Here is a 20,016-nt window from a genome sequence, read left to right as displayed (position 1 = left end):
CACTCCTCGCGCTCACGCCTTGACCGCACCTTCCATGATGCCGCCGATGATCTGGCGGCCGAACACGACGAAGACCAGCAGCAGCGGCAGGGTGGCGATCGCCGTCCCGGTGAACACCTGCGACATGTCCTGGTAGTACCCGTCGGACAGGGCCCGCAACGACAGCTGCACGGTGGGGTTCTCCGGATCGTTGAGCACCGCGTACGGCCACAGGAAGTCGTTCCAGGTGGTCATGAAGGTGAGCAGGCCGAGCACGGCGGCGGCCGGGCGCAGCGCGGGCAGCACCACGTTCCAGTAGATCCGGGCGGTGCTGCACCCGTCCACCCGGGCCGCCTCGATCAGCTCGTTGCTGACCGCCTGGCCGGCGTACTGGCGCATCATGAACACGCCGAAGCCGGTCACCAGCGCGGGCACGATCACCGCCGGGAGGCGGTCGTTCCAGTTCAGCTTCGTCATCAACATGTACAGCGGGATGACGCCGAGCTGGGTGGGCACCATCATCGTCGCGATGATGACCATCAGCAGCGCGTTGCGGCCGCGGAAGCGCAGCTTGGCGAAGGCGAAGCCGGCCAGGGTGGAGAAGAAGACCACCGAGACGGTGACCGACACCGCGACGATCGTCGAGTTGATCAGACCGGTGAGGAAGTACGCGTCGGTGTTGGCGAAGAGCCGGGCGATGTTGGCGCCGAGGTTGCCGCCGGGGGTGACCGGGGGCGGCACCTGGCCCATCGCGTCGCTGGTGCGGCTGGCCACCACGAACATCCAGTAGATCGGGAAGATCGACAGGATGGCGGTGAGGGCCAGTGCCGCGTAGGTGAGCCGGCCGGCCGACCAGAGTCGGGTCATCAGGATCCCTCCTTGCGCCCGCCGCCGCCGAGACGGCGCAGCACCAGCACGTTGATGGCCGCGACGATCGCGATCAGGGCGAAGAGCAGCCAGGCGACGGCCGAGCCGTAGCCGAAGTTGTAGTGCGGCGCGAAGGCGTTCTCGAACATGTACATGGTCACCGTCTGCGACTCGCGCAGCGGACCGCCGCGGATGGCGTTGGTGCCGGAGTGGAAGAGACGCGGCTCGGTGAAGAGTTGGAGCCCGCCGATGGTGGAGATGATGACGGCGAAGATGATCGTCGGCTTGAGCAGCGGCACCGTGATCGACCAGAACTGCCGGGCCCGGCTGGCCCCGTCGATCGACGCGGACTCGTAGAGGTCACGCGGGATGGCCTGCATCGCGGCCAGGAAGATCAGGGCGTTGTAGCCGGTCCACCGCCAGTCGACCATGGTCGAGATGGCCACCCAGGAGGCGATCCGGTTCGACTTCCAGTTGATCGCGTCGATCCCGACCAGGTCCAGCAACCAGTTGATCATGCCGAACTCGCGGCCGAAGAGGACGCCGAAGACGATCGCCACGGCCGCGGTGGAGGTGACGTTCGGGACCAGCACCGCCATCCGCCAGCCGGTACGCGCCCGCAGTTGCCGGTTGAGCAGGTTGGCCAGCCAGAGCGCGAGGAGCAACTGCGGCACCGTCGAGAGGACGAAGATGCCGAGGGTGTTGACCACCGAGTGCCAGAAGTCGGGGTCGGCCATCAGCTGGCTGTAGTTCTGCGCCCCGATGAAGGTGGGGTTGGCGCCGAGCAGGTCCCAGTCGTGCAGCGAGACCCAGAAGGTGTAGACCAGCGGGTAGATGCCGAAGACGGCGAAGAGCAGGAAGAACGGGGCGATGTAGAGGTAGGGCGAGAACCGGGTGTCGAACCGGGTGAGCCGGCTGCCCCGGGGCGAGCGGGCGTGGCGCGGCGCCGGTACGACCGGCGGCCGGGCGTCGAGCTGGACGGCCATGCCGTGAGACTCCTTCTTCCGCCGTACGGGCGGGTCCGGTGCACCCCGGGCCCGCCCGTACGTTCGACTCGGACTACTTGGCGGCGGCCTTCTTGGCGTTGTTCACGGCGTCGGTCCAGCCCTGCTCGGGGTTGCGCTGGCCCAGCTCCACCGTGCGGACGGCGTTCTCCACCTCGGTGCGCACGGCCTGGTTCTTCGGGCCCATGTAGACCGGCTTCAGGCTCTTGGCGCCCTCGGCGAAGATCTTTCCGACGGGAGCGCCGGAGAAGTACGCGTTCGTCGAGTCGACGACCGCCGGGTCCTGCAGCCCCTGCGGCGAGGACGGCAGCGCGCCCTTGGCCTTGAACGCGCCGACGTGGCCCTTGGCGCTGGTCAGGAACTTGACCAGCTCGATCGCCTCGGCCTGGTGCTTGCTCTGCTTCGGCACGGCGAGGAAGGAGCCGCCCCAGTTGCCGCCGTCGCCGGGGATGTCGGCGACGTCCCACTTGCCCTTCGCGGCCTCACCGGCGTTGCCCTCGATGACGCCGGTCATCCAGGCGGGGCAGGCGATGGTGGCGAACTTCGACTGCTTGAAGGCGGAGACCCACTCCTCCGACCAGGAGCCGTACTTGCCGGAGAGGCCGGAGTCGATGATGTCCATCGTGGTGTCGTACGCCTGCTTGACGGCCGGGTTGCTGTCGACGACCAGGTTGTCGCTGGTGTCGTAGTAGCTGTAACCGGTGGAGTTGCCGGCGGCCTGGAGCAGGACGGTGTTGAAGGTGTTGGTCGCGCCGTCGAGGAACGAGGCGCCGGTGTTCTTCGCCTTGAACTGCTCGCCGACCTTGATGTAGTCCTGCCACGTCGGCCAGAGCTTGGAGACCTCGTCCCGCTCGGTCGGCAGGCCGGCCTTGGCGAAGAGGTCCTTGCGGTAGCACATCGCGATGCCGCCGACGTCGGTGCCGAGGCCGATCAGCTGCTTGCCGTCGGCGGTGAGCCCCTGGTTCCACTTCCACTCCAGGAAGTTGCCCTTGAGCTCGGCTCCGCCGTGGTCGAGCAGGTTGACGAAGTTCTGCGGGTTGGCCTTGTACTCGACCAGCAGCCCTTCCTCGATGGCGACCACGTCGCCCGCGCCCTTGCCGGCGGCGAGCCACTGGGTCAGCTTCGGCGAGTACTCGTCCAGGTTGCTGCCGGTGCCCCGCTCGACGATCTTCACGCCGGGGTGGCTGGCCATGTACTCCTTGTAGAGCTCCTCGTAGCCGAACTGGCCGAAGACGTCCACGGTCAGCGTGATCGGCCCGTCCTCGGCCGCCTCGTCGCCGCCGCACGCGGCGGTGCCGAGCAGCGCCGTGGTGGCGACGAGGGCAACGGCCGCCAGGCGGCGGCGCGAAAAGGTACCCATCTTCCTCGGATTCCTCTCAGGTCATCGGGTGGTGGTGCGCATTGGACCTGCTGCTGAGCGAGTCGCAGCCATCTCCCGACATGGATCAGAGGGGCTGAGAGAGCGCTCTCACGTCAGCCTGCCGAGTGCCTTCGCTTTCTGTCAAGAGAGCGCTCTCTCGTGAATCCGAGCCGTGACCTTCCCGCCCCCGGGACGACGAGAGCGGCCGTGCCCGGGTGGGACGGCCGCTCTCCGGGAACGACGGGTCAGCCGGTGCGCAGACCCTCCAGCAGGGTGCGGTCGCCGGTGACCCCGAGGGTGTCGAAGCTGACCCGGCCCCAGAGGGCGAGCAGCAGGTCGCTGGCGGTCCCGGTGACCTGGGCGCGGGCGTGGTGGTCCTCGTGGCCGAAGACGGTGGCGGTGTCGAGCAGGGCCACCCCGTCGCCGCGCAGCCGCAGGTACCACTCCTGGGCGACGTCCGTCGCGGTCAGCTGCACCACCCCGTGCCACTGCCCCTGCACCGCCCGGCGGCCGGCGGGGAGCCAGGTGTCCAGCACCTCGCCGACACCGTCGGCCGCGAGCTTCGCCTCGATCGGGCCGCCCGCGGCGATGGCGAGCTGGGCGTCCCAGCGGTGCACCGCCGTCTCGTGGGCCATCCGGCGCAGCCAGAAGGCGGCCTTCTTCGGCTGCGGCGCCCAGTTCCACGCCGGGGCCTCCGGGTCGAGGCCGTCGAAGAGGGTCATGAGCTGGTCGTACCCGTGCTGCCAGAGCTGGAGCGGGGTCACCCCGCCGGGGAGTTCGGCGTCGTCGCGCCGGGCCGGCTGGCCGGCCTCGCCGGAGCCGGCGAAGGAGTGCACCCAGTGGTAGATGCTGGCGAGGTGCAGCGTGAGGTCGGCGACCGTCCAGCCCGGACAGGAGAGCACCGGGGTCTCGGGCGGGGCCTCGGCGACCGCCGAGGCGAACGCCGGGCCGTCGGCCCGCAACGCGCCGATCCAGAAGTCCTTCGTGCCGTGCAGTCTGCTCATCCCAATCCTCCCCGGGGGTGACCGGGCCACCAGTGGGTGCCGCGGCTGCCTCTCAGCCTAGGGTGAGAGGCGTGTCTGACGTCTACGCCGAACCGACGACCGGAGCCGGTCCCGCCGCCCCGTCCGCCCTGGCGCGATACACCACGCTCCGCCTCGGCGGCCCCGCCGGCCGGCTGGAGACCGCCACCAGCGCCGAGGAAATCGTACAAAAGGTGCAGGAGGCGCGACGGCGGGACGATCAGGTGCTCATTCTCGCGGGTGGCAGCAACGTCGTGGTGGGTGACGGCGGCTTCCCCGGCACGGTCGTCCTGGTGCGGTCGCGGGGGCTGCGGGTGGTCGCCGAGGACGCCGACACCGTCACCGTACGGGTCGAGGCCGGCGAGCCCTGGGACGACCTGGTGGCCACCACCGTGGCCAACGGCTGGTCCGGGCTGGAGTGCCTCTCCGGCATCCCCGGCTCGGCCGGGGCCACCCCGATCCAGAACGTCGGGGCGTACGGGCAGGAGGTCGCCGAGATCATCACCGGCGTCGAGGTCTACGACCGCCGGGACGGGCGCGTCGACCGGATCGACGCGGCGGACTGCGGCTTCGCGTACCGGTCCAGCATCTTCAAGTACAGCGACCGCTGGGTGGTGCTCACCGTCGACTTCCGGCTGCACCGCTCGCCGTTGTCCGGGCCGGTGCGCTACGCCGAGCTGGCCCGGGCGCTGGGCGTCGAGGTCGGCGACCGGGTGCCGCTGGCCGACGCGCGGGCGACCGTGCTGCGGCTGCGCGCCGGCAAGGGCATGGTGCTCGACGCCGCCGACCCCGACACCTGGTCGGTCGGGTCGTTCTTCACCAACCCGGTGCTCGACCGGGAGGCGTACGAGCTGCTGCGCGAGCGCGCCGCCGAGCTGGGCGAGCCGCCCTCCTGGCCCTGCCCGGGCGACATGGTGAAGGTCAGCGCCGCCTGGCTGATCGACAAGGCCGGCTTCGGCAAGGGCCACCCCGGCCCGGAGGGCACCGCCATCTCCTCCAAGCACACCCTCGCCCTCACCAACCACTCCGGCACCGCCAGCACCGCCGCCCTGGTCGCGCTGGCCCGCGAGATCCGCGACGGCGTCCACGCCCGCTTCGGCGTCCCCCTCCACCCCGAACCCGTCCTCGTCAACTGCCAGATCTGACCCCCGGCGGGACTCCGGAGGGCGGGACCGGGTGGGGTCAGCGGGGGGAGACGGCGGGCCAGGGGAGGGTGAGGTGGCCGTGGCGCCAGTGGCGCGGGCGGCCGAGGACCGGCCAGCCCGCCGCCCGGACCGCACTCACCGCCCGTAGCCAGCGCTGGCGGGGGCCGAACGGGGCGTAGCCGGCCGCCGAGCGCCAGGCGTCGTCGAGCGCGCGGAGCAGGTCGTGGATCCGCTCGCCGGGGACGTTGCGGTGGATCAGGGCCTTCGGCAGACGTTCGGCGAGGGCGGCCGGACTCTCCAGGGTGGTGAGCTTCGCGGCCAGGGTGAGCGTCCGGGGGCCCTCGGCGTCCACCAGCACCCAGCCACCGAGCCGGCCCAGTTCGTCGCAGGTCCCCTCCACCAGCACCCCGCCGGGGGCCAGCCGGTCGGTGACCGTACGCCAGGCGTCGGCGACCTCGCTCTCGTCGTACTGGCGCAGCACGTTGAACGCCCGGACCACGGCGGGACGCAGCCCGGCCAGCTCGAAGCCGCCCCGGGCGAAGGTCAGCCACGGCGGGTCGGCGGCGGGCGCGGCGGCGGCGACGCGTACCGGATCGATCTCCAGCCCGACCACCCGCACGTCGGGGCGGACCCCGGCGGCCAGCCGGGCGCGCAGCTCCACGGCGGTGACCGGGGTGGCGCCGTAGCCGAGGTCGACCACCAGCGGGTCACCGGCCGCGCGCAGCAGGTCGCCGCAGTTCTCGACGATCCAGTTGTCCACCCGCCGCAGCCGGTTGGGGTTGGTCGTGCCCCGGGTGACGACGCCGAGCGGCCGGGCAGGTACGGCCCCTGTGCCGGGTCGCCGCCCCGGGCCCACCGGATCCGTCCCCGGGGCCCGCACGTCCCGGCTCACCCCTCGCGCTTCACGGGCCGACCCGGTGCACCTTGTGCTGGGCGGCCTGGGCCAGCGGGCGGACGACGAGGCGGTCCACGTTGACGTGGTGCGGCCGGGTGGCGCACCAGGCGATGCAGTCGGCGACGTCCTCGGCGACCAGCGGCTCGGCGACCCCCGCGTACGTCGCGGCCGCCTTGTCGGCGTCGCCGTCGAAGCGGACCAGGCCGAACTCGTCCGTCCTCACCATGCCCGGATCGATCTCGACCACCCGGACCGGCCGCCCGCACAGCTCCAGCCGGAGCGTCCCGGCCACGGCGGTCTGCGCGTGCTTCGCCGCGGTGTAGCCGCCCCCGCCCTCGTAGACGGTGAAACCGGCGGTGGAGGAGACGATGACGATGGTGCCGGCGCCGGACGCCTCCAGGGCGGGCAGCAGAGCCTGGGTGACCCGGAGCGTGCCGAGCACGTTCACGTCGTACATCCACTGCCAGTCGCCCACCGAGCCGGACTCCACCGGGTCCAGCCCGCGCGCGCCACCGGCGTTGTTCACCAGCAGGGTGACCGGACCGGGCGCGGCGGAGGCCGCGGCGGCCAGCCCGGCGACCGACTCGCCGGAGGTGACGTCGCAGCCCACGGCGGTGGCCGTGCCGCCGGCCGCCTCGATCTCGGCGACCAGCCCGGCCAGCCGGTCGGTACGCCGCGCGGCGGCCAGCACGTGGAAGCCCTCGGCGGCCAGCCGGCGGGCGGTGGCCGCGCCGATCCCGCTGGACGCCCCGGTGACGATCGCGACTGAGGTCATCCGGCCATTGTCACCCGGCCGCCGAGGGGGGCGACGGTGGCCCGTCGATGAGGTCCGTCACCCCCGGCCCCCGCGAAAGAGCATGTCCACTGCGCAATCGGGAAGATGACATCCGGCGTGGAGGTTGACCGAGAAGCGCCGGTCGTGCGGGACGGCATCAACCGTGACAGAGGGAGCGGACGTGGCGGAGTTGCACACCGGTGTCGGTCGTCAGCGCGGTGCCCTGCCGTGGCCCCGTCCCCGCCGGATCGCCACGGTCTCCGTGCACACCTCCCCGCTGCACCAGCCCGGCACCGGCGACGCCGGTGGGATGAACGTCTACATCCTGGAGGTCGCCCGACGGCTCGCCGAGGCCGACGTCGAGGTGGAGATCTTCACCCGCGCCACCTCCGGTGACCTGCCCCCGGTGGTCGAGATGGCCCCCGGCGTGCACGTCCGGCACGTCACCGCCGGACCGCTGGAGGGGCTGACCAAGGAGGAGCTGCCCGGCCAGCTCTGCGCCTTCACCGCCGGCGTGCTGCGCGCCGAGGCGGCCCGCGCCCCCGGCCACTACGACCTGATCCACTCGCACTACTGGCTCTCCGGCCAGGTCGGCTGGCTGGCCAAGGAGCGCTGGGGAGTGCCCCTGGTGCACACCGCGCACACCCTCGCCAAGGTCAAGAACGCCCAGCTCGCCGCCGGTGACCGGCCGGAGCCGAAGGCCCGGGTGATCGGCGAGGAGCAGGTGGTGGCCGAGGCCGACCGGCTGGTCGCCAACACCCGCGTCGAGGCCCATGACCTGATCGGCCGGTACGACGCCGACCCGGCCCGGGTCGCCGTGGTCGAGCCCGGCGTCGACCTGGACCGGTTCCGGCCGGCCCTCGGCGACCGGCACGCCACCGCCGTCGCGGCCCGCCGCCGGCTCGGGCTGCCCACCCAGGGGTACGTGGTGGCGTTCGTCGGCCGGATCCAGCCGCTCAAGGCCCCCGACGTGCTGATCCGCGCGGTCGCCGCGCTGCGCCGGCACGATCCCGCGCTCGCCGACGAGTTGACCGTGGTGATCTGCGGCGGGCCGAGCGGCAGCGGGTTGGAGCGCCCCACCGCGCTGATCGAGCTGGCCGCCTCGCTCGGCATCGCCGACCGGGTGCGGTTCCTGCCCCCGCAGACCGGCGCGGACCTGCCCGCGCTGTACCGCGCCGCCGACCTGGTCGCGGTGCCGTCGTACAACGAGTCGTTCGGGCTGGTGGCGCTGGAGGCGCAGGCCTGCGGCACCCCGGTGGTGGCCGCCGCCGTCGGTGGCCTGGTCACCGCCGTGCGGGACGGGGCCAGCGGGGTGCTGGTCGACGGGCACGACCCGGACGAGTGGGCGCGTACCCTCGCCCACCTGCTGCCGGACCGGGGTCGACGGGACCGGCTGGCCGTCGGCGCGGCCCGGCACGCGCGGAACTTCTCCTGGGAGCGGACCGTCTCCGGCCTGCTCGGCGTCTACGGGGAGGCGATCGCGGAGCACCGGGACCGGCTGTCGGTCCAGCTCGCCGGGGACGCGGCGCTGTCCTGTTCGTGGTGACCCGGGCCACCCGTCGCCGTCCGGTGCGGGTGCCGGGCCGCCCGTAGAGTGGGTGCGATGAGCGCGAAGAGCGAGCTGGCCGCCCTGATCGAGTCCGTCTGCACCGAGCGGGAGCTGGACTGGGAGTCGACCGGTGAGCACTCGTACGCGGTGACCCTGCCGGGCACCCACAAGCTCAAGACGATCTGCAACCTGATCGTCGGCGAGCACGCGCTGCGGATCGAGGCGTTCGTGATGCGCCAGCCCGACGAGCGCCGCGAGGAGCTCTGGGCCTGGCTGCTGCAACGCAACGCCCGGATGTACGGGGTCTCCTTCTCGATCGACGCGGTCGGCGACGTCTACCTGACCGGACGGGTCAACCCGGCCGGCATCGACGCCGACGAGCTGGACCGGCTGCTCGGCGCCGTGTTGACCTACTCCGACGAGTCCTTCGACACGATGCTGGAGATCGGCTTCGGCAGTTCGATCCGGCGCGAGTGGGAGTGGCGGGTCAAGCGGGGCGAGTCGACCGCGAACCTCGCCGCCTTCGCCCACCTCTTCGAACCGTCCTCCGGAGGTTCGGACCGGTCCTGACGGGTATGCCGCACCGCTGCGGTGCGGCGTTGTGGGACCCGCCGCAGGCCGAGACGGACTGTCGAGGAGCGTGTCATGGCTCAGCGGAACAGCTCAGGTCGCGGCGCAACGGCGACCGGGACGAAACGTCGGGCGGGCAACCGGACCCCGAACACGCCCGGGATCTCCGAGTCGGAGATCTCCCGGATGAAGGTGGACGACATCCGTGGGCAGCTGCGGCGGCGCGGCGTCGCGGGCATCTCCGCGCTGCGCAAGCCCGAGCTGGTGAAGACGCTGGCGCGGACCCTGCGGGCCGAGGGCGGCGGGGCGGCCCGGCGCGGCACCGGCCCGGCCGGTCGCGCCCCGGCGAGGAAGACCGCCACGAAGAAGGCCGCGGCGGCGAGGACGACGGGCGCCCGGAAGGCGACCCGGGCGAAGGCCGCCCCGGCGCCGGCCCGCAAGGCGGCGGCGCCCCGGAAGACCACCACGGCGGCGGCCCGGCGGTCGACGACCACCCGGGCGGCGACCGGGGCGAAGGCCGCGCCCGCGAAGGCGGCGAAGTCGACCACGACCCGGGCCAAGGCGGCTCCGGCGCGCGCGAAGGCGGCTCCGGCGCGCGCGAAGGCGGCCCCGGCCCGCAAGGCGGCGGCCCCGGCGGCGGGTGCGCGCACCGGCCGGTCCACCGCCCGCTCGGTACGCTCGTCGCAGCTGATCAGCTCGCCGGCGGACCGTCCGGAGCGTCCCGGCCGCAGCCTCGTCACCACCAACCACGACGTGATCCGCAACTGGGCGCGGGCCCGGGGCGCCAGGCCGGCCACCATCGCGGGCACCGAGCGCGAGGGCCGGCCGGGGGTGCTCACCTTCGAGATCCCGGGCTACCGGGAGAGCAGCCGGGTGCAGGTGATCACCTGGGACGACTGGTTCCGGACATTCGACGCACGGCGGCTGAACCTGATCTACCAGGAGCAGTTGCGCGACGGGCGGCAGAGCAACTTCTTCCGTACCGAGTCCCCCGAACGGGAGGACGCCTGAGGGTTTACGGGAATGGTCGACGGGAACGCCGTGTTGACCACCTCCGAGGCCCGGAGCAGGGGACGACCGGATCGGACGCCGTGGTTGTGACGGGCGAGACAGCGATCCAGGTTGAATCCGGAAACTGGGCGAACTAACTTTATTGCACCGCGCCACGCTCGGAATCGTTCGGGGGAGCGGCGGATCGATCAGATCCGTGCACCGAGCGAGGCGCCAAACGGGTGGAGCACATCGTTGGGGGACGGTGCCACCCGTGGAACCGGCGGCGCGAGCGGGCGACGCTTACGGGGGTGAGTGTCGCCCGCCGCCGCCGGGCAAGCGGTGCGAGCGCCCGTTCCGACTCCGGTCGGAGCGGGCGCTTCGCCGTTGACCCGCACCGCCAGGTGGCACCTCCGCCGCCACGCAACGCCAGCGCCCGCCGCCGTGAACGCCCCGCAGCGGTCCGGCCCGGAGACGCCGCCTCAGCCCACCCGCGCCCGTTCGGGGGTGGTCGGGCGGGCGGCGCGGGCCGCGACCCGGCGCTCCCGGGACGGCCCGGCGAGCAGGTGACCGGCGGTGGCGAGCAGTCCCAGCGCCCCCACCAGCAGCCAGTGCCGCTCCCCGAGGTGTTCCAGGCTCACCCCGCCGAGCGTCGGCGCGACGAAGGACGCCGCCGGGAAGGTCAGGTAGAACACCGACTGGTAGCGCGCCCGCAGCGCCGGTGGGGCCAGGTCGGCGTTGATCTGCGCGTTCGGCGGCGCGGCGAGCATCGAGCCGACCGTCCAGACCACCGCGGCGAGCAGGTAGACCGGCAGCAGGTCGGCGTAGGCCAGCGCCCCGAAGCCGAGCGCCAGCAGGCCGGTGGAGACCGCCAGCACGTGGTGCGCGCGGTGCCGGTCGATCAACCGGGGCACGAAGAGTTGTCCCACCACGATCAGCGCGCCGCCCAGCGCCACCACCGTCCCGTACGCCGACGGGCCCAGGCCGTCCGCGCGCATCGCCAGCGGCATGATCGTCGACGCCTGCATGGTCAGCACGGCCAGCACGAACGTCAGCCCCACGAAGACCAGGAAGGTGCCGTCGGTCAGCGCGGTGGCCAGTCCCGGCCGGCGGCCGGCGACGGGATCCCCGCCACCGGACCGGGTCGCGCGGGGGCCGGCGGCGCGGGGCAGGGTCTCCGGCACCTTCCCGGCGATGAGTACGGCGGCGGCCAGGGTCGCGGCGGCGTCGACCAGGAAGAGCGCCACGAAGCTCGCCTCGGCCAGCAGCCCCGCGAGCAGCGAGGCCACCGCCATGCCGAGGTTGAACGCCCAGAACTGGAGGTTGAACGCGCGGGAGCGGCGGTGCTCGGGCACCACGTCCACGATCGCCGCCACGAACGCCGGGCTCGGCATCGAGTGCGCGATCCCGACCAGCGCGGCGAGGACGGCGATCAGCGCCAGGTGCGTGCTGAACGCCAGCGCCAGCATCAGCCCGGCCGCGACGAGGTGGGCGGCGAGCAGGGTGGCCCGCCGTCCCCAACGGTCCGCCAGCACCCCGGCGAGCAGGACGCCGACCGCCCCGCCCGCCCCGTACGCCCCGACCACCGCGCCGGCGAGGGACTCGCCGGCACCCCGTTCCTCGGTCAGCCAGAGCGGCAGGAAGAGCACCGCGAAGGCACCGGCCCGGTTCACCAGCAGGCCGGTCCAGAGGTACCAGAAGACGGCGGGGAGCCCGCCGGCCGTGTCGTCCCACCAGCGCCGCAGGCCGCGCACCCGTCCTCCAGGCAAGTTTGTTGACAGTTGCGCCCCCGACCGTAGGGAGGCCGGGGGCGCTACGCCACCGTGTTCCCGGTCACCGTCCGGGCCGGCGCCCCGGGTGCGTGGCCGGGGGCGGGGCGGCTGTCCGCGTACTCAGGAGGGAGCCGGCGCGGTCGCCGCGGCCTCGGCCGCCTGCGGGGCCGGCGGTCGCACGGCGGTGACCGGGGTGACCGGCTCGGCCGGCGGCCGGAGCTGGGCGGCGCGCCGCTCCCGGGCCGGGCCGGAGACCAGGTGGGCGACCGCCATCAGCCCGCCGATCACGGCGCAGGCGGCCCAGAGCGTGGCGTTGCCGGCGTGCTCGCGGACCAGGCCGCCGGCCACCGGCGCCACCGCGCCGGCCACCTGCCAGGAGAGCGAGAAGACGCCCTGGTAGCGACCGCGCAGCTCGGCGGGGGAGAGCTCGGCGATCAGGGTGGCGTTGGACGGCGAGTTGAGCATCTCGCCGAGGGTCCAGATGAGCACGGTGAGCCCGTAGAACCAGGCCGCCTCGGCGAACGCGGTGAGGCCGAAGCCGACGCCCATCACCAGCGAGGCCAGGGCGAGCACGTGCGACCGGCTCCGCCCCTTGATCAGCCGGGGCACGAAGAGCTGACCGACCACGATCAGCACGCCGTTGAGCGCGATCACCGAGCCGTAGGTGGCGGGGCTCAGGCCGGAGTCGCCCATCGCGATCGGCAGCATCGAGATGTGCTGGAGGAAGACCAGCGCGCCGAACAGGTTGAGCGCCACGAAGCCCAGGTAGACCCGGTCGGTGAGGATGGTCCGCAGCGCCCCGGCCGGGGCCGGGCCGCCCTTGGGTGCGGCGGGGGTGGTGGCCCGGCGGGTCTCGCCCACCTTGGCGAAGATGATCAGCGCGGTGACCAGCGTGGTGATCGCGTCGACCACGAAGAGCAGCAGGTAGCTGGACTGCGCGGCCAGGCCGGCGAGGACGGCGGCGCAGGCGAAGCCCAGGTTGATCGCCCAGTAGTTCAGGGAGAAGGCGCGCAGCCGGTCGGCCGCCGGCACCACGTCGACCATCATGGCCCCGAATGCCGGGCGGGCCGCCTCGGCGAACATGCCGAGCAGCAGCGCCCCCACGGCCACCGCCCACAACGGCCGGGCCAGGCCGAGCGCCAGCATCATGGCGGCCGCGCCGAGGTGCGCGGTGAGCAGGGTGGGGCGGCGGCCCCACCGGTCGGCGAGGGTGCCCCCGACGGTGGTGCCGACCGCGCCGCCGACGCCCCAGAGGCCCAGCACCAGGCCGGCCTGGGCGGCGGAGAAGCCGCGCTCCTGGGTGAGGTAGATGGCGAGGAAGACCAGGACGAACGAGCCGAGCCGGTTGATCAGGGTGCCGGTCCAGAGGTACCAGAAGGTCCTCGGCAGCCCGCCCGTCGTGTCCCGGAACCAGCTCGTCATCGTCCGCACGCCCGCGCCCCCGCTCAGGTAATGACCGTCCTATGTTCAGCGCCTTACAACCTAGTGTCCGGGCGAATCACCGGTCACCGGAATTTCCACGTGGTGGTCGTCACGACCACTGACCGCGTGTCCTCCGGTGACGTGCGGCAGGATGATCGGCATGACTGCGAGCGAAGGGCCCACCGTCGGGACGCTGGTCCTGCTGCGGCACGGCGAGAGCGACTGGAACGCCAAGAACCTCTTCACCGGCTGGGTCGACGTCGACCTGACCGAGAAGGGCGAGAAGGAGGCACGCCGCGGCGGCGAGCTGCTGCGCGAGCACAGCCTGCTGCCGGACGTGGTGCACACCAGCGTGATGCGGCGCGCGATCCGCACCGCCGAGCTGGCGCTGAACGCCGCCGACCGGCACTGGATCGCGGTGCGCCGGTCGTGGCGGCTCAACGAGCGCCACTACGGCGCCCTGCAGGGCAAGAACAAGAAGCAGACCCTGGAGCAGTACGGCGAGGAGCAGTTCATGCTCTGGCGCCGGTCGTACGACACCCCGCCGCCGCCGATCGCCGACGACGACGAGTTCTCGCAGGTCGGCGACCCGCGGTACGCGCTGCTGCCGACCGAGCTGATGCCGCGTACCGAGTGCCTCAAGGACGTCGTCGAGCGGATGCTGCCGTACTGGTACGACTCGATCGTGCCGGACATCCTGGCCGGTCGCACGGTGCTGGTCGCCGCGCACGGCAACTCACTGCGCGCCCTGGTCAAGCACCTCGACCAGATCAGCGACGAGGCGATCGCCAAGCTGAACATCCCGACCGGCATCCCGCTGCGCTACGACCTCGACCCGAACCTGCGCCCGCAGGTGCTCGGCGGCACGTACCTCGACCCGGAGGCCGCCAAGGCGGCTGCCGCCGCGGTCGCCAACCAGGGCCGCTGACGAGACGGCGACGGCCCCCGGGGACTCCCCGGGGGCCGTCGCCGTGCCACGGTCAGTTCGACGTGGGCGTGCTCTCCCCGGTGATCAGGTAGACGACGTGCTCGCCGGCGTTCACCGCGTGGTCGGCGAACCGCTCGTAGAAGCGGCCGAGCAGGGTGGCGTCGATCGCCGTCTCCACCCCGTACGGCCAGTCCTCGCCGAGCAGCACGCCGAAGAGGCTCTTGTGCAGGTCGTCCATGGCGTCGTCGTCGTGGTCCAGCTCGGCGGCGAGGTCCGCGTCGGGGCTGGCCAGCACCTTGGCGATCTTCTCGGCCATCCGGTCGGCGATGCCGGCCATGTCGGTGAAGACCGGCCGCAGCTCGGCCGGCACGGCCGGCGAGGGGTGCCGGCGCAGCGCCGTCTTCGCCACGTGGTCGGCCAGGTCGCCCATCCGCTCCAGGTCGGCCGCGACGTGCAGCGCGGTGATCATGGCGCGCAGGTCGGAGGCGACCGGCGCCTGCCGGGCGAGCAGGTCGCAGACCCGCTCCTCGACCTGCCGGTAGAGGTCGTCGATCTCGGCGTCGCGGGCGATCACGGCCTCCGACGCCTCGCGGTCGGCCTTGAGCAGGCCGCGGGTGGCCCGGTGCATGGCGGCGCGCACCCCCTCCGCCATGTCCACCAGCAGTTGGCTGACCGTCTGCAGGTCGGCCCGGAACTCGTCGCGCATCGTCACTTCCTGGGGTTTCGGTGGTCGCCGGGGTCCCGGCGGGTCCGGTCGGCGGTGCGCGGCCCACCGTAGGCCGGGGGAGCGGACCCGAGGTGAACTCCGGTGAACGACGCGGGACCCGAAAGTGAACTTCTGCGGAAGTGAGAGTGGTTCGTCCTGATCTGGGCGTTCCTCAGGTTAACAATGACCCTACGATCGCCAGGTGGATTGGGTGGTGGCCGCCGTCGTGGCCATGGCACTGGTGACCGGCCTGGTCGCCGGACTGCTGCTGTCCCGGCCCCTGGCATCGTGGCGACGCCGCACGGCGTCGTCGGGGGGCCGTGGCTCCCGATGGAGCATGGGGAGGCTCGCGATTCCCGACGACCAGCACGGCGGGCTCTCCGGGCTCGGCCGCAAGACGATCGACTCGCTGCGCGCCGGAGTGGTCGTGCTCGACCCGGACGACGTGCCGGTCCTGGTCAACCCGGCCGCCCGGGCGATGGGGCTGCTGCGCACCGGCGGCACGCCCGGCTCGATCGCCGCCCACCCGTTGATCCGTACCCTGGCCGGGCAGGTGCGCCGCACCGGCGTGCGGCGCGAGATCGAGCTGGACCTGCCCCGTGGCCGCGACAACGCCGGGGAGAACCCGCTCGGCGTGCACCTGCGGGCGATGGGCCTCGGCGCCGGCTACATCTCCGTCGAGGCCGTGGACGTCACCGAGTCGCACCGGCTCGCCCGGGTGCGCCGCGACTTCGTGGCCAACGTCAGCCACGAGCTGAAGACGCCGATCGGCGCGCTGCAACTGCTCGCCGAGGCGCTGCTGGACGCCACCGAGCCGGCCTCCGCCACCGCGCCCGACCTCTCCGAGGACCTGGTCGCGGCCCGCCGCTTCGCCGAGCGGATCCAGCACGAGTCGACCCGGCTGGGCCGGCTGGTGCAGGAGTTGCTGGAGCTGACCCGGCTCCAGGGGGCCGAACCGCAGCCGGCGCCCGAGCCGGTGGCCGTGGACTGGGTCCTCGCCGAGGTGCTCGACCGGACCAGGACCACGGCCGCCGCCCGGGGCATCCAGGTGGTGACCGAGGGCGAGAAGGGGCTGACCGTGTACGGCAGCGACAGCCAGCTCGCCACCGCCGTGGCCAACCTGGTGGAGAACGCCGTCAACTACTCCGGCGAGGGCACCGTCGTACGGGTCGCCACCCACGCCGACGACGACCACGTCCAGATCGCCGTCACCGACCAGGGCATCGGTATCGCCCCGAACGACGTGGACCGGATCTTCGAGCGGTTCTACCGCGCCGACCAGGCCCGCTCCCGCTCCACCGGTGGCACCGGCCTGGGCCTGGCCATCGTCAAGCACATCGCCAGCAACCACGGCGGACGGGTGGAGGTCTCCAGCACCCTGGGCGGGGGGTCGACGTTCACCCTCCGGCTACCCGCGAGCCCCCCGGACGACCTGGCGACGATACTGCCGTCGGCTGGGATCGAGGCCGGCCCGGCCGAGCTCCGGCAGGTCTGACCAAGGAAAGGAAGCACCCCGTTGAGCCGCGTACTGGTGGTCGAGGACGAGGAGTCGTTCTCCGACGCCCTGTCGTACATGCTTCGCAAGGAGGGCTTCGAGGTGTCGGTCGCCGCGACCGGTCCCTCCGCCCTCACCGAGTTCGACCGGACCGGCGCGGACATCGTCCTGCTCGACCTGATGCTGCCGGAGATGTCCGGCACCGAGGTCTGCCGGCAACTGCGGCAGCGCTCGCACGTGCCGATCATCATGGTCACCGCCCGGGACAGCGAGATCGACAAGGTGGTCGGCCTGGAGATCGGGGCCGACGACTACGTCACCAAGCCGTACTCGCCGCGTGAGCTGGTCGCCCGCATCCGGGCCGTGCTGCGCCGGCAGAGCCCCGAGGTCGCCGAGTCGGGTGCGCCGACGCTGGCCGCCGGCCCGGTCCGGATGGACATCGAGCGGCACGTGGTCACCGTCGACGGCGCTCCCGTCCAGCTCCCGCTCAAGGAGTTCGAGCTGCTGGAGCTGCTGCTGCGCAACGCCGGCCGGGTGCTGACCCGGGGCCAGCTCATCGACCGGGTCTGGGGCGCCGACTACGTCGGCGACACCAAGACGCTGGACGTGCACGTGAAGCGGTTGCGCTCCAAGATCGAGCCGGAGCCGTCCGCGCCGCGGTTCATCGTCACCGTGCGTGGCCTGGGCTACAAGTTCGAGCCGTAGGCCGTCCGTCCGCCGGGGCGACCCGGTCAGCCCTCGCTGGCCGGGTGCGGGGCGACCTGGCCCTGCCGCAGCCGGGCCGCGCACACCTCGGCGAGCTTCGCGTACGCGGGCGCGCCGATCAGGGCGGTCAGCTCCGGGCCGTACGACACGTACATCGGGTCCGCGCCGACGTGCGCGTCCGTGGACGAGGTGCACCACCAGTCCAGGTCGTGCCCGCCCGCGCCCCAGCCCCGCCGGTCGAACTCCGACAGGCTGGACACCAGCACCTTGGTGTTGTCCGGCCGCTTGTGCCACTCCTGGTCCCGGCGGATCGGCAGCTGCCAGCAGACGTCCGGCTTGTACTCCAGCGGGTGCACCCCGTCACGCAGCGCCTGGGCGTGCAGGGCGCAGCCGCCCCCGCCCGGGAAGTCGGCGTCGTTGAGGAACACGCACGGCGCGTCCACGGCCCGGGTGGCGGTGCGCCGGGCCGGGTTCTCGCCGTCGATCGTGTCGTTCTCGGTCCAGTTCTTGAAGCCCTTGCGGAAGTGCTGCCAGGTGGCCGGGGTGAGCCGCTTGACCGCCGCCCGGACCCGCTTCTCGTCGTCCGAGTCGGTGAAGAACGCCCCGTGCGAGCAGCAGCCGTCGGCGGCCCGGCCGGCGACGATGCCGTGGCAGCCCCGGCCGAAGACGCACGTCCAGCGGGACAGCAGCCAGGTCAGGTCGGCGCGGACCACGTGGGTGGCGTCGGCCGGGTCGACGAACTCGATCCACTCGCGCGGGAAGTCCAGGCCCACCTCGCGGCTGCGCGGGTCGTCCGGGTCGTCCACCAGCACGTGCAGTTCCACCTGGCTCGTCACCCGGACCAGCCTACGCGGGGTGACGCCGCCCGACCGGCGAGCCGGCCGAACGTGTTGGCCCTAGGGTCGACAGCATGCGACTGGGTGTCCTCGACGTCGGCTCCAACACGGTGCACCTGCTGGTGGTCGACGCCCACCACGGCGCGCACCCCTGGCCGGCGCACTCCGAGAAGGTGGTGCTCCGGCTGGCCGAGCAGATCGGCCCGGACGGCGCGCTGACCGAGGAGGGCGCCGACGGCCTGGTCAAGGCGGTCGGCATGGCGCGTACCGCCGCGGCCGGGCTGGACGCCGACGACCTGCTGGCCTTCGCGACCAGCGCGGTGCGCGACGCCACCAACGCCGCCGAGGTGCTGGCCCGGGTCCGGGACACCACCGGGGTACGCCTGGAGGTGCTCTCCGGCGCGGACGAGGCGCGGATGACCTTCCTCGCGGTGCGGCGGTGGTTCGGCTGGTCGGCCGGGCGGCTGCTGGCGATGGACATCGGCGGCGGCTCGTTGGAGCTGGCCGCCGGCATCGACGAGGAGCCGGACGTGGCGGTCTCGCTGCCGCTGGGCGCCGGGCGGCTGAGCCGGGAGCGGCTGCGGATCGACCCGTCGGGCCTGACGCCGCCGTCGGGGGAGGCGGTGGAGGAGCTGCGGGAGTACGTCGACGAACTGCTCGACCCGGTGCTGGGGAAGCTGACCGAGGTGGGCTGGGAGCGGCCGGTCGCCACCTCGAAGACCTTCCGGATGCTGGCCCGGCTCGCCGGCGCCGCCCCGTCCGGGGCGGGGCTCTGGGCCCGGCGCAGCCTGACCCGCACGGGCCTGCGCCAGGTGCTCGGGTTCATCCGGCACATCCCGCCGGCCCAGCTCCCCGAGCTGGAGGGGGTCAGCGCGCAGCGGGCGCACCAGCTGCTCGCCGGGGCGGTGGTGGCGGAGGCGGTGATGCGTCGCCTCGACGTGGCGTCGGTGGACATCTGCCCGTGGGCGCTGCGTGAGGGAGTGATCCTGCGCCGGTTGGATCAGCTGGAGCCGATGTGACGCTCGGCAACCGAACTGGGCGGTTTGCGGCTGCTCGTCCTGAAGCGGTGCGGGGGGCGGGGCTACCCTGATGGGTGTGACTTCCCGCGTCCCCGTGCTCCTCTCCAGTTCCTCGGTCTTCCCTGAGCGGACCGCGGCGGCCTTCCAGATGGCCGCCGCGCTGGGCTACGACGGCGTCGAGGTGATGGTCTGGACCGACGCCGTCAGTCAGGACGCCGGCGCGCTGCGCGGTCTGGCCGAGCACTACGGCGTGCCGGTGCTCTCGGTGCACGCGCCCTGTCTGCTGGTCACCCAGCGGGTCTGGAGCCCCGACCCGTGGGAGCGGCTGCGCCGGTCGGCGGAGCTGGCCGAGACGCTGGGCGCGCCGACCGTGGTGGTGCACCCGCCGTTCACCTGGCAGCGCGACTACGCCCGCACCTTCGCCGACGGGCTGGACCGGATCGCCCGGCAGCACCCCGACCTGCGCTTCCCGGTGGAGAACATGTACCCGGTGCGGATGGCCGGCCGGCAGTTCGTCCCGTACGTCCCGGGCTGGGACCCGACCGAGGCCGGGTACGCCTCCTACACGCTGGACCTGTCGCACTGCGCCGCGTCGCACACCGATGCCCTGGCGATGGCCGACCGGATGGGCGCCGGCCTGGCGCACGTGCACCTGGGCGACGGCACCGGCGAGGGACGCGACGAGCACCTGGTGCCCGGCCGGGGCGGTCAGCCCTGCGCCGAGCTGCTGCGCTCGCTCGCCGGCCGGGGCTTCACCGGCTCGGTGGCCGTCGAGGTCACCACCCGGGGCGCGAAGAGCCGCGCCGTCCGCGAGGCGGACCTGCGCGAGGCCCTCGAATTCGCCCGCGCCAACCTCACCGCCCCCTCCCCGGTAACCCCCTGACCCCACCCTCCCGCCCTCCCGCCCTCCTACCCTCCCGCCCCCGGGCTGCCTCTGTTGATCAAGAAGTTTGTGCACGGTTCCGGGCCTCCGGAGT

General features: G+C 73.0%; 19 protein-coding genes. 9 read left to right on the top strand and 10 right to left on the bottom strand.

Going from position 1 to position 20,016, the window contains the following annotated elements; genetic code table 11:
• Positions 1 to 12: 12 nt before the first annotated feature.
• The 4 genes from GA0070614_RS13380 to GA0070614_RS13365 form a co-directional block, all read right to left on the bottom strand.
• Positions 13 to 846 carry a carbohydrate ABC transporter permease gene (locus GA0070614_RS13380; protein ID WP_088976269.1) on the bottom strand — a complete coding sequence of 278 codons (834 nt, stop codon included), beginning with the start codon at positions 844 to 846 and terminating at the stop codon, positions 13 to 15.
• On the bottom strand, positions 846 to 1,832 hold the full coding sequence (locus tag GA0070614_RS13375; RefSeq protein WP_088976268.1) for a carbohydrate ABC transporter permease: 987 nt from the start codon (positions 1,830 to 1,832) through the stop codon (positions 846 to 848). The genes GA0070614_RS13380 and GA0070614_RS13375 overlap by 1 nt, the downstream gene beginning before the upstream one ends.
• 73 nt (positions 1,833 to 1,905) lie before the next feature.
• Positions 1,906 to 3,210, bottom strand: coding sequence for an ABC transporter substrate-binding protein (locus GA0070614_RS13370; RefSeq protein ID WP_088976267.1), 1,305 nt, complete (start codon positions 3,208 to 3,210; stop codon positions 1,906 to 1,908).
• A 245-nt stretch (positions 3,211 to 3,455) separates the two neighbouring features.
• Entirely contained in the window at positions 3,456 to 4,214 is a 759-nt protein-coding gene (locus tag GA0070614_RS13365; RefSeq protein WP_088976266.1) for a maleylpyruvate isomerase family mycothiol-dependent enzyme, read from the bottom strand.
• 71 nt (positions 4,215 to 4,285) lie between these two features.
• On the opposite strand from GA0070614_RS13365, the gene GA0070614_RS13360 reads away from it, so the two are divergent.
• Positions 4,286 to 5,377, top strand: coding sequence for a UDP-N-acetylmuramate dehydrogenase (locus tag GA0070614_RS13360; protein ID WP_088976265.1), 1,092 nt, complete (start codon positions 4,286 to 4,288; stop codon positions 5,375 to 5,377).
• Between the two features lie 37 nt (positions 5,378 to 5,414).
• Here the strand turns inward: GA0070614_RS13360 and GA0070614_RS13355 are convergent, their stop codons facing one another.
• Together GA0070614_RS13355 and GA0070614_RS13350 are read right to left on the bottom strand one after the other, a co-directional pair.
• Entirely contained in the window at positions 5,415 to 6,233 is an 819-nt protein-coding gene (locus tag GA0070614_RS13355; protein WP_088979410.1) for an O-methyltransferase, read from the bottom strand.
• 46 nt (positions 6,234 to 6,279) lie between these two features.
• Positions 6,280 to 7,047, bottom strand: coding sequence for an SDR family NAD(P)-dependent oxidoreductase (locus GA0070614_RS13350; protein WP_088976264.1), 768 nt, complete (start codon positions 7,045 to 7,047; stop codon positions 6,280 to 6,282).
• 181 nt (positions 7,048 to 7,228) lie between these two features.
• On the opposite strand from GA0070614_RS13350, the gene mshA reads away from it, so the two are divergent.
• From mshA to GA0070614_RS13335, 3 genes are all read left to right on the top strand, one after another.
• Positions 7,229 to 8,593 carry a D-inositol-3-phosphate glycosyltransferase gene (gene mshA, locus GA0070614_RS13345; protein ID WP_088976263.1) on the top strand — a complete coding sequence of 455 codons (1,365 nt, stop codon included), beginning with the start codon at positions 7,229 to 7,231 and terminating at the stop codon, positions 8,591 to 8,593.
• A gap of 57 nt (positions 8,594 to 8,650) precedes the next feature.
• On the top strand, positions 8,651 to 9,166 hold the full coding sequence (locus tag GA0070614_RS13340) for a type III secretion system chaperone family protein (protein WP_088976262.1): 516 nt from the start codon (positions 8,651 to 8,653) through the stop codon (positions 9,164 to 9,166).
• A gap of 75 nt (positions 9,167 to 9,241) precedes the next feature.
• A complete protein-coding gene (locus tag GA0070614_RS13335; RefSeq protein ID WP_088976261.1) occupies positions 9,242 to 10,177 on the top strand; it encodes a hypothetical protein in 936 nt (311 codons plus the stop codon).
• A 461-nt stretch (positions 10,178 to 10,638) separates the two neighbouring features.
• Here GA0070614_RS13335 and GA0070614_RS13330 read toward each other — a convergent pair whose 3' ends face one another.
• Entirely contained in the window at positions 10,639 to 11,910 is a 1,272-nt protein-coding gene (locus GA0070614_RS13330; protein ID WP_088976260.1) for an MFS transporter, read from the bottom strand.
• A gap of 138 nt (positions 11,911 to 12,048) precedes the next feature.
• Positions 12,049 to 13,359, bottom strand: coding sequence for an MDR family MFS transporter (locus GA0070614_RS13325; RefSeq protein WP_088976259.1), 1,311 nt, complete (start codon positions 13,357 to 13,359; stop codon positions 12,049 to 12,051).
• A gap of 151 nt (positions 13,360 to 13,510) precedes the next feature.
• On the opposite strand from GA0070614_RS13325, the gene GA0070614_RS13320 reads away from it, so the two are divergent.
• Positions 13,511 to 14,278, top strand: coding sequence for a phosphoglyceromutase (locus GA0070614_RS13320; protein ID WP_088979409.1), 768 nt, complete (start codon positions 13,511 to 13,513; stop codon positions 14,276 to 14,278).
• A 52-nt stretch (positions 14,279 to 14,330) separates the two neighbouring features.
• Here GA0070614_RS13320 and phoU read toward each other — a convergent pair whose 3' ends face one another.
• A complete protein-coding gene (gene phoU / locus GA0070614_RS13315; RefSeq protein ID WP_088976258.1) occupies positions 14,331 to 14,984 on the bottom strand; it encodes a phosphate signaling complex protein PhoU in 654 nt (217 codons plus the stop codon).
• Positions 14,985 to 15,186: 202 nt separating this feature from the next.
• Between phoU and GA0070614_RS13310 the strand changes: the two genes are divergently transcribed.
• Positions 15,187 to 16,479 (top strand): sensor histidine kinase, encoded by a 1,293-nt coding sequence (locus GA0070614_RS13310; RefSeq protein WP_408630751.1) that lies wholly within the window; start codon positions 15,187 to 15,189, stop codon positions 16,477 to 16,479.
• A 21-nt stretch (positions 16,480 to 16,500) separates the two neighbouring features.
• Entirely contained in the window at positions 16,501 to 17,184 is a 684-nt protein-coding gene (locus tag GA0070614_RS13305; protein WP_088976257.1) for a response regulator transcription factor, read from the top strand.
• A gap of 26 nt (positions 17,185 to 17,210) precedes the next feature.
• On the opposite strand, the gene GA0070614_RS13300 is transcribed toward GA0070614_RS13305, so the two are convergent.
• Positions 17,211 to 18,020 (bottom strand): hypothetical protein, encoded by an 810-nt coding sequence (locus GA0070614_RS13300; RefSeq protein WP_172892428.1) that lies wholly within the window; start codon positions 18,018 to 18,020, stop codon positions 17,211 to 17,213.
• A gap of 74 nt (positions 18,021 to 18,094) precedes the next feature.
• Between GA0070614_RS13300 and GA0070614_RS13295 the strand changes: the two genes are divergently transcribed.
• Both GA0070614_RS13295 and GA0070614_RS13290 read left to right on the top strand, forming a co-directional pair.
• Positions 18,095 to 19,039, top strand: a complete 945-nt coding sequence (locus GA0070614_RS13295; protein ID WP_088976256.1) for a Ppx/GppA phosphatase family protein — start codon at positions 18,095 to 18,097, stop codon at positions 19,037 to 19,039.
• A 76-nt stretch (positions 19,040 to 19,115) separates the two neighbouring features.
• Positions 19,116 to 19,922, top strand: coding sequence for a sugar phosphate isomerase/epimerase family protein (locus tag GA0070614_RS13290; RefSeq protein WP_172892427.1), 807 nt, complete (start codon positions 19,116 to 19,118; stop codon positions 19,920 to 19,922).
• Positions 19,923 to 20,016: the final 94 nt, after the last annotated feature.

Source organism: Micromonospora coxensis, assembly GCF_900090295.1.
Lineage (GTDB): Bacteria > Actinomycetota > Actinomycetes > Mycobacteriales > Micromonosporaceae > Micromonospora > Micromonospora coxensis.
Note: the sequence above shows the minus strand (reverse complement) of the source record. Positions and strands in the feature narration are given on the sequence as shown.

Bases quoted from the DNA above. Each gene is read 5' to 3' on its own strand.
- GA0070614_RS13335 (WP_088976261.1), top strand. From the start codon at position 9,242: ATGGCTCAGCGGAACAGCTCAGGTCGCGGCGCAACGGCGACCGGGACG.
- phoU (WP_088976258.1), bottom strand. From the start codon at position 14,984: ATGCGCGACGAGTTCCGGGCCGACCTGCAGACGGTCAGCCAACTGCTG.
- GA0070614_RS13340 (WP_088976262.1), top strand. From the start codon at position 8,651: ATGAGCGCGAAGAGCGAGCTGGCCGCCCTGATCGAGTCCGTCTGCACC.
- GA0070614_RS13350 (WP_088976264.1), bottom strand. From the start codon at position 7,047: ATGACCTCAGTCGCGATCGTCACCGGGGCGTCCAGCGGGATCGGCGCG.
- GA0070614_RS13295 (WP_088976256.1), top strand. From the start codon at position 18,095: ATGCGACTGGGTGTCCTCGACGTCGGCTCCAACACGGTGCACCTGCTG.
- GA0070614_RS13365 (WP_088976266.1), bottom strand. From the start codon at position 4,214: ATGAGCAGACTGCACGGCACGAAGGACTTCTGGATCGGCGCGTTGCGG.
- GA0070614_RS13375 (WP_088976268.1), bottom strand. From the start codon at position 1,832: ATGGCCGTCCAGCTCGACGCCCGGCCGCCGGTCGTACCGGCGCCGCGC.
- GA0070614_RS13380 (WP_088976269.1), bottom strand. From the start codon at position 846: ATGACCCGACTCTGGTCGGCCGGCCGGCTCACCTACGCGGCACTGGCC.
- GA0070614_RS13370 (WP_088976267.1), bottom strand. From the start codon at position 3,210: ATGGGTACCTTTTCGCGCCGCCGCCTGGCGGCCGTTGCCCTCGTCGCC.
- GA0070614_RS13320 (WP_088979409.1), top strand. From the start codon at position 13,511: ATGACTGCGAGCGAAGGGCCCACCGTCGGGACGCTGGTCCTGCTGCGG.